General features: G+C 58.9%; 7 protein-coding genes. All 7 read left to right on the forward strand.

Annotated elements, in window-relative coordinates; genetic code table 11:
- Positions 1-882, forward strand: an 882-nt coding sequence (locus AC0B60_RS20100) for a catechol 2,3-dioxygenase (protein WP_465087648.1), incomplete at its 5' end; no start/stop codon positions are given.
- Positions 883-913: 31 nt separating this feature from the next.
- The gene (locus tag AC0B60_RS20105; RefSeq protein ID WP_465087649.1) at positions 914-2,374 is read left to right on the forward strand and encodes a 2-hydroxymuconic semialdehyde dehydrogenase; all 1,461 of its coding nucleotides are present in this window, start codon (positions 914-916) and stop codon (positions 2,372-2,374) included.
- Between the two features lie 7 nt (positions 2,375-2,381).
- On the forward strand, positions 2,382-3,242 hold the full coding sequence (locus tag AC0B60_RS20110; RefSeq protein ID WP_465087650.1) for an alpha/beta fold hydrolase: 861 nt from the start codon (positions 2,382-2,384) through the stop codon (positions 3,240-3,242).
- The gene (gene dmpE / locus AC0B60_RS20115; protein ID WP_465087651.1) at positions 3,242-4,027 is read left to right on the forward strand and encodes a 2-oxopent-4-enoate hydratase; all 786 of its coding nucleotides are present in this window, start codon (positions 3,242-3,244) and stop codon (positions 4,025-4,027) included. The genes AC0B60_RS20110 and dmpE overlap by 1 nt, the downstream gene beginning before the upstream one ends.
- 23 nt (positions 4,028-4,050) lie before the next feature.
- Complete coding sequence (locus tag AC0B60_RS20120; RefSeq protein ID WP_465087652.1) at positions 4,051-4,986, forward strand: acetaldehyde dehydrogenase (acetylating); 936 nt, start codon at positions 4,051-4,053, stop codon at positions 4,984-4,986.
- Between the two features lie 12 nt (positions 4,987-4,998).
- Entirely contained in the window at positions 4,999-6,036 is a 1,038-nt protein-coding gene (dmpG, locus tag AC0B60_RS20125) for a 4-hydroxy-2-oxovalerate aldolase (protein WP_465087653.1), read from the forward strand.
- Positions 6,033-6,815 (forward strand): 2-oxo-3-hexenedioate decarboxylase (gene dmpH, locus AC0B60_RS20130; RefSeq protein ID WP_465087654.1); only part of this gene is annotated, 783 nt, incomplete at its 3' end. The genes dmpG and dmpH, both read left to right, overlap by 4 nt.

The following is a 6,815-nucleotide window of genomic DNA, read 5'->3' on the forward strand; positions in this document are numbered from 1 at the left end:
GTTCTCGATCTGGAAGAAGCCCTCAAACACTACACAGACCTGATGGGTCTGATTGAAACCGACCGTGACGACCAGGGTCGTGTGTATCTGAAGGCTTGGTCCGAGGTGGACAAGTTCTCCGTGGTACTGCGCGAGTCAGACGAGCCAGGCTGTGATTTCATGGCCTTCAAGGTGCTGGACGAAGACACCCTGAAGCAGTTGGAGAAGGATCTGGTCACTCATGGCGTTGAAGTAGAACAGGTGCCGGCGGAAGAGCTGAAGGATTGTGGCCGCCGCGTTCGCTTCACCGTTCCCTCCGGGCATGCTTTCGAGCTTTTTGCCGACAAGAAGTACACCGGCAAGTGGGGCCTGTCCGATGTTAATCCGGAAGCCTGGCCCCGAGGCCTGCGAGGCATGAAAGCCGTGCGTTTTGACCACTGCCTGTTTTACGGTCCTGAGTTGGCTGCGACTTACGACATCTTTGTCAATGTCCTTGGCTTCGACCTGGCCGAGCAAGTATTGGATCCGGAAGGCACCAGGGTGTCGCAGTTCCTGACGGTCTCTATGAAAGAGCACGACATTGCCTTCATTCACCATGAAGAGCCAGGCAAATTCCACCACGCGTCTTTCCACCTGGAAACCTGGGAAGACGTACTGCGCGCCGCGGATCTGATCTCCATGACTGATACCTCCATCGATATCGGCCCGACTCGTCACGGCCTGACCCACGGCAAAACCATCTACTTTTTCGATCCGTCCGGTAACCGCAACGAAGTGTTTTGTGGAGGCGATTACTTCTACCCGGACCACAAACCGGTTACCTGGACGACGGAAGAGCTCGGCAAAGCGATTTTTTACCACGATCGTACGCTGAACGAGCGCTTCATGACCGTACTGACGTGATCCCGAGCTGATGAAACCGGACGAAGCAGCAATGAAAGACATCAAGCACTACATCAACGGGCAGTACGTTGGCTCGGCCAGCGGAAAGCTGTTCGACAACGTTAACCCGGCCAATGGACAAGTGATCAGCAAGGTTCATGAAGCTGGCAGGGAAGAGGTGGATGCCGCGGTCAAGGCTGCGAAAGCGGCCCTGCGCGGCCCCTGGGGCAAGATGACGCTGGACGAGCGCACCGGCATCTTGCACAAGGTGGCCGACGGCATCAACGACCGATTCGATGAGTTTCTGGAATCAGAATGCCTCGATACCGGCAAGCCGAAGTCCCTGGCGAGCCACATCGATATTCCCCGGGGCGCGGCCAACTTCAAAGTGTTCGCGGACATGATCAAGAACGTACCCGCGGAATCCTTTGAAATGCCGACTCCGGATGGCACAGGCGCCCTGAACTATGCCGTTCGCCGCCCCAAGGGCGTGATTGGTGTTATCAGTCCGTGGAACCTGCCATTGCTTCTGATGACCTGGAAAGTGGGTCCTGCGCTGGCCTGTGGCAACACCGTAGTGGTCAAGCCTTCCGAGGAAACGCCCACCACCACTGCCCTGCTGGGCGAAGTGATGAAAGACGCCGGCGTGCCAGACGGGGTGTTCAACGTGGTTCACGGTTTCGGTGGGGATTCGGCCGGTGCCTTCCTGACCGAGCATCCCCAGGTGGATGGCATTACCTTTACCGGCGAAATCGGCACCGGCGAAGTCATCATGAAAGCTGCCGCCAAAGGCATCCGGGATATCTCCCTGGAGTTGGGTGGCAAGAACGCCGGCGTAGTGTTCGCTGACTGCGACATAGATAAGGCCATTGAGGGCACCATGCGCTCAGCCTTCGCCAATTGTGGTCAGGTTTGTCTGGGCACTGAGCGGGTTTACGTCGAGCGTTCCATCTTCGACGAGTTCGTCGGTCGACTGAAAGAAGCCGCGGAAGGCATGAAGATTGGCCCTCCGGATGACGCCGAGGCGGATATGGGCCCGCTGGTCAGCCTCGATCACCGGGAGAAAGTCTTGTCCTATTATCAGAAAGCTGTGGATGACGGCGCCACGGTGGTGACCGGTGGTGGTGTACCGGAGATGCCGGAAGCTCTGGTTGGTGGAGCCTGGGTTCAGCCCACCATCTGGACCGGTTTGCCGGAAGATTCGGCGGTGATTACCGATGAAATCTTCGGCCCCTGTGTCCACCTGTGCCCGTTTGACACCGAAGAAGAAGCCATCGAGTTGGCCAACAGCCTCCCATACGGGCTGGCATCAGCGATCTGGAGCGAGAATATCACCCGTGCCCATCGTGTGGCAGGTCAGATCGAGGCTGGCATTATCTGGGTCAATAGCTGGTTCCTGCGGGATCTTAGGACCCCCTTTGGTGGCAGTAAGCAGTCCGGTATTGGCCGCGAGGGCGGTGTGCACTCCCTGGAGTTCTACACCGAGATGAAAAACATTTGCGTGAAATTGTGAGCTGACCATGACTGTACCTGAAAAGAGCCCGGAAATCGGGCGTGAGATAACCGCTGCCGGCTACCGCACCAATGTCCATGACCATGGAGAGGGCGGTGTTCCGGTCATGATGATTCATGGCTCCGGCCCCGGCGTCACCGCCTGGGCTAACTGGCGCCTGGTGATTCCGGAGCTGGCCAAGCATCGCCGCGTAGTCGCCCCGGACATGCTGGGCTTCGGCTACAGTGAGCGGCCGGATGACCAGATCTACAATCGTGAGAGATGGGTAAAGCACGCGATTGGCGTTATGGATGAGCTTGAATTAGAACAGGTCGATCTGGTGGGTAACTCCTTTGGGGGTGGCCTGGCGCTGGCGCTGGCGATTGAGCATCCAAAGCGTATTCGTCGTCTGGTGCTGATGGGTTCAGCGGGTGTCCGTTTTCCCATCACCGAAGGGCTTGATGAAGTCTGGGGCTACGAGGCCTCTCTGGAGAATATGCGGCGATTAATGGGCGTGTTTGCCTTTAATAAAGCTCTCCTGACCGACGAGTTGGCAGAAATGCGGTATCAGGCCAGCATTCGGCCGGGCTTTCAGGAGTCTTTCTCGGCCATGTTCCCGGCGCCGCGCCAGCGCTGGGTGGATAGCCTTGCGAGCCGGGAAGAAGACATACAGGCATTGTCCCACGAAACCCTGATTCTTCACGGTCGCGAGGACGAGGTGATACCACTGGACGCCTCTTACCGCCTGGCTGAATTGATCGATCGCGCACAGTTGCATGTGTTTGGCCGGTGCGGTCACTGGACCCAGATCGAACATGCCGACCGGTTCGCGCGGCTAGTGAACGATTTCCTGACCGAAGCCGATCAATGGGCTGCAGGAGCACGATAATGGAACAGACACGCATTCAGGCCCTGGGTGATGAGCTTTATCAGGCCATGCTGAGCCGGGAAGCGGTCACACCGCTGACCGGTCGTGGCGAAGACATCACCATCAACGACGCCTACCACATTTCCCTGCGCATGCTGGAACGCCGCCTGGCGGATGGCGCCTCCATCATCGGCAAGAAGATCGGCGTGACCAGTAAGGCGGTTCAGAACATGCTCAATGTACACCAGCCGGATTTCGGTTACCTGACCGACGACATGGTGTTCAACAGTGGCGAAGTCATGCCCATCAGCGACCGGCTGATTGCCCCCCGCGCCGAGGGCGAAATTGCCTTTATCCTGAAAAAAGATCTGAGCGGGCCTGGCGTCACCAATGCTGACGTACTGGCTGCCACCGAGTGTGTTATGCCGTGTTTCGAGATTGTCGACTCCCGCATCCAGGACTGGAAGATCACCATCCAGGACACTGTGGCGGATAACGCCTCCTGTGGTCTGTTTGTGTTGGGCGATCAGGCGGTATCTCCCCGCAAAGTTGACCTGGTGACCTGCGGCATGGTGGTGGAAAAGAATGGCAGCGTGCTGAGTGCCGGTGCCGGTGCGGCCGCATTGGGCTCCCCGGTGAACTGCGTGACCTGGCTGGCCAACACCCTGGGCGAGTTCGGCATCACCCTGAAAGCCGGTGAAGTTATTCTGTCCGGTTCGCTGGTGCCGCTGGAACCGGTCAAGGCCGGTGATTACATGCGCGTGGACATTGGTGGTATCGGCAGTGCTTCCGTGCGTTTCGCCTGACCCGGATTGAAGAGGACAACATCATGAGCAAGAAAATCAAAGCCGCGATCATCGGTTCGGGCAATATTGGCACCGACCTGATGATCAAGATCCTGCGCCACGGCCAGCACATCGAAATGGGCGTGATGGTCGGCATTGACCCCGAGTCCGACGGCCTGGCTCGTGCCGCCCGCATGGGCGTGGCCACGACCGCCGACGGCGTGGAGGGGCTGGTGAAGATGCCGGAGTTTGCCGATATCAACATTGTGTTTGATGCCACCTCTGCCGGCGCTCACGTTCACAATGACAAGCTGCTTCGTGACCACAAACCCGGCATTCGCGTGGTCGATCTGACCCCGGCGGCCATCGGTCCCTACTGCGTGCCTGTGGTCAACCTGGAGGAGCACCTGGAGGAGGGCAACGTCAACATGGTCACCTGCGGTGGCCAGGCCACCATTCCCATGGTGGCGGCCGTGTCCCGCGTGGCCAAAGCGCACTATGCTGAAATCGTCGCGTCGATTTCCAGCAAGTCGGCCGGCCCCGGCACCCGCGCCAATATCGACGAGTTCACCGAGACCACCTCAAAAGCGATTGAAGTGGTCGGTGGTGCCCAGAAGGGCAAGGCTATTATCATTCTGAATCCGGCCGAGCCGCCGCTGCTGATGCGGGACACCATCTATGTGCTCTCCGATGCCGCTGACGAGGCGGAAGTGGAAGCCTCTGTGGAAGAAATGGTCAAGGCCGTCAACAGCTACGTGCCCGGTTACCGCCTGAAGCAGAAAGTGCAGTTTGATGACATCCCCGAAGACCAGCCCATGAATGTCCCGGGCCTGGGCAAGTTCAGTGGCCTGAAGACCTCCATTTTTCTGGAAGTGGAAGGCGCTGCCCATTACCTGCCAGCGTACGCCGGAAATCTGGACATCATGACCTCCGCAGCCCTCGGCACCGCTGAGCGCATTGCCGAATCACTGGTCAACTGAGGAGACTGAATCATGACTTATAACCCCGGCAAAAAACTTTACATCTCCGACGTGACCTTGCGGGACGGCAGCCACGCCATCCGCCACCAGTACTCTATCAAGAACGTGCAGGACATTGCACGGGCGCTGGACAAGGCCAAAGTCGATTCCATCGAAGTCGCTCACGGCGATGGATTGCAGGGCTCCAGCTTCAACTATGGCTTCGGGGCCCACACTGACCTGGAGTGGATTGAGGCCGTGGCGGAGGTGGTCACCCACTCGAAAATCGCCACCCTGTTGCTGCCCGGCATCGGCACCGTCCACGACCTGGACAACGCCTACGACGCTGGTGCAAGAATCGTCAGGGTTGCCACCCACTGTACCGAAGCGGATGTGTCCAAACAGCACATCGAGCACGCTCGCAAGCTGGGCATGGACACCGTGGGCTTTCTGATGATGAGCCACATGCAGACCCCGCAGGGCCTGGCAGAGCAGGCCAAGCTGATGGAAGACTACGGCGCGACCTGTCTGTACGTGGTGGACTCCGGCGGCGCCATGAACATGAACGACATCCGCGACCGTTTCCGGGCCCTCAAGGACGTGCTCAAGCCGGAAACCCAGACGGGAATGCACGCTCACCACAACCTCGCCCTGGGTGTGGCCAACTCCATCGTCGCCGTCGAGGAGGGCTGTGACCGTGTTGACGCCTCCCTGGCGGGCATGGGGGCTGGTGCGGGCAACGCCCCGCTGGAAGTATGCATCGCTGCCTTCGACAAGATGGGCTGGGAGCACGGTACCGATGTGTACGCGCTGATGGATGCGGCGGACGACATTGTGCGTCCACTGCAGGACCGCCCGGTCAGAGTGGACCGTGAGACCCTGGCGCTGGGCTATGCCGGTGTTTACTCAAGCTTCCTGCGCCATTCCGAAGTGGCGGCACAGAAGTACGGCCTGAAAACCGTGGACATTCTGGTGGAGCTGGGTAAGCGCCGCATGGTGGGTGGCCAGGAAGACATGATTGTGGACGTGGCGCTGGATCTTCTGGCGGCACAGAAGGAGCAAGATGCATGAGTAAGACATTAAGCCGCGAACAGGTTCTGGCTCTGGCTGAACATGTAGAAAACGCGGAACTGCGGGTCCACGACATCACCAAGGTTACCAACGAGTATCCTGATATGACCTTCGAGGATGCCTACGACGTGCAGTGGGAAATCCGCCGTCGCAAGGAAGCCCGTGGCAACAAGATCGTCGGCATGAAAATGGGTCTGACCTCCTGGGCAAAGATGGCCCAGATGGGTGTCGAAACCCCCATTTACGGCTTCCTAGCGGACTACTTCAGCGTGCCGGATGGCGGCGTGGTCAACACCAAGGAGTTGATCCACCCCAAAATCGAAGCAGAGATTGCCTTCGTCACCAAGGCGCCCCTCAAAGGGCCGGGCTGCCACATCGGCCAGGTCCTGGCAGCGACCGACTTTGTCATACCGGCTGTCGAAGTCATCGATTCTCGTTATGAGAACTTCAAGTTCGATCTGGTCAGTGTTGTGGCGGATAACGCCTCGTCTACCCGCTTTATCACCGGCGGCCAGATGGCCGATGTGGCGGATGTAGATTTGAAAACCCTGGGCGTGGTGGTCGAGAAGAACGGCGAGGTTGTCGACGTGGGTGCTGGCGCTGCCGTGTTGGGCCATCCGGCCTCCAGCGTAGCGATGCTGGCGAACCTGCTGGCAGAACGGGGTGAGCATATTCCAGCGGGCACCTTCATCATGACGGGCGGTATCACCGCAGCGATTGCCGTAGAGCCTGGTGACAATATCACGGTGCGCTACCAGGGGCTGGGAACCGTTTCCGGA

The organism is Marinobacter sp. V34 (assembly GCF_055524115.1).